The sequence below is a fragment of the Dietzia sp. CQ4 genome, from assembly GCF_014145125.1.
Taxonomy (GTDB): Bacteria; Actinomycetota; Actinomycetes; order Mycobacteriales; family Mycobacteriaceae; genus Dietzia; species Dietzia natronolimnaea.
Window position 1 is genome coordinate 1 of the sequence record NZ_JAALDZ010000121.1, and the last position, 1,796, is coordinate 1,796.

Sequence of the window (1,796 nt, forward strand, 5' to 3'; positions counted from 1 at the left end):
ACCGGCGCCGTCGGCGCCCACCCGCACCAGTCGCGCCACGCCGGGTCCCCCGCCGGTGTCCTCACGGTCGGTCACCGCCACGTCCGCCGAGGCGCTGTCCGGCGACACGGGGTCCAGTGCCAGCGCGGCGAGCACGGCGCGGACATCGGCGTCGAGGTCCGGGTCGGTCACGTCGACCGCGACGGTCCTGCCCGCGGGAGGGTCGGGGACTGTGTCGTGCGCTGCGCGAGGGCTCTGGGTCACGGGCACAGCGTGGCGCACCCACCGGTCGGCGGACCCGGCCCGATGCAGTGTCCCGGGGGCGGCTGTGGAGAGGCCGGGGGCTGTGGACAACACGCCGGGACCCGGGGTCCCCGACCCGGACACCCCGGGCCGCGGACCCCGCCCGAAATGAGAGAAACCGCGGCAGGGGGACGCCGCGGTTTCTCGAAGTCCCGATTCGTGGGGGAACGAATCGAGCACCTATAGGGGGATGCTCTTACGAGCGTGATCAGTATCACTTATCCGCGCGGTGAGCACAAGAACCGTATCGTGGAGCCGTGTCCGCCCCACGCCGCCAGGGCCCTCGGTCATCGCACCGACCTCGCCGGGTCGCCGCGTTCTTCGACCTCGACAAGACGATCATCGCCACCTCGTCGGTGTTCGCGTTCAACAAATCCTTCCTCGACGAGGGTCTGTTGTCCCGCCGATCGGTGATCGATCTGGCCTACACGCAGCTCGCGTTCAGCCTCTCCGACGCCGACGACGACCAGATGCAGAAGGTGCGCCAGGCCATGGCCACGGCCACCAAGGGGTGGGAGCCCGAGAAGGTCGAGCGCATCGTCACCGAAGGGCTCACGGAGACCGTCTCGCCGACCGTGTACGCCGAGGCGCAGGAACTGCTCGCCGAGCACCGGGCGCTCGGGCACGACCTGGTGATCGTGTCCGCCTCCGGTGAGGAACTGGTGGCGCCGATCGCCCGGATGCTCGGCGTGGACCACTACGCCGGCACCCGCATGAACCGGGACGCCGACGGGCGGTACGGCGGGTCCATCGAGTTCTACTGCCAGGGACCGGGCAAAGCCGAGGCGATCCGGGCGTTCGCCCGGCGCTACGGCTACGACCTGGAGGCCTCGTACGCCTACTCCGACTCCTCCACCGACCTCCCGATGCTCGAGGAGGTCGGGCATCCGACGGTGATCAACCCGGACCGGGCACTGCGCCGCGAGGCCCTGGAGCGCGGGTGGCCCATCCTCACCTTCTCCAACCCCACCCCGTTGCTCCCGACGCTGGAACGCGCGACCGGGCCGATCATCGGCGTCGGGGCGATCGCGCTCGCGGTGGGGGCGGCGGCCTTCTCCTTCGCCCGCTCCGCGCGGCGAGACCACTGAACCCGGTCACCCGACTCGTCCGCCGGGACCGGTCACCCGACCCGCCCTCGTTCGGCCCCAACTCCTCATCGTGCGCCGCCGACACGGCGGGACGCGATGGCGGGAACCACCCGCAAGTCCCCGGGTTCCTTGTGGGATCCCCCCATCGCCGGGGCGCCTGTCCGCGCGGCATGCTCAGGGCACGGTGACGACGACGCCAGGACGGTGACGGAAGAGAAGTCACGGTTCCCCGTCCGAGCCACCGTCATCGATACTCCGGAACCCACGCGACGGATAACGCCCGAGAGGCACACCAGCCGTGGGTCCGCGCCAGCCGTCACCGACGGTTGTCCCGGACCGGCCACACGGCGGACCACAGGACGCCTGGTACCCGGATCTCTCGATGGAACCGCAGTGAGTTGGCGGGTCGGCACGCGTGCCGACCCG

The 1,796-nt window shown here is 71.1% G+C and carries 1 protein-coding gene and 1 pseudogene; one reads left to right on the forward strand and one right to left on the reverse strand.

Annotation, left to right across the window (positions count from 1 at the left end):
• Positions 1–243: pseudogene (locus G6031_RS07650) on the reverse strand (chromosome partitioning protein); the annotation flags it as partial.
• Between the two features lie 296 nt (positions 244–539).
• Here G6031_RS07650 and G6031_RS07655 point away from each other — a divergent pair.
• Positions 540–1,370, forward strand: coding sequence for an HAD-IB family hydrolase (locus tag G6031_RS07655; protein ID WP_179524420.1), 831 nt, complete (start codon positions 540–542; stop codon positions 1,368–1,370).
• The last annotated feature ends 426 nt before the right edge of the window (positions 1,371–1,796 follow it).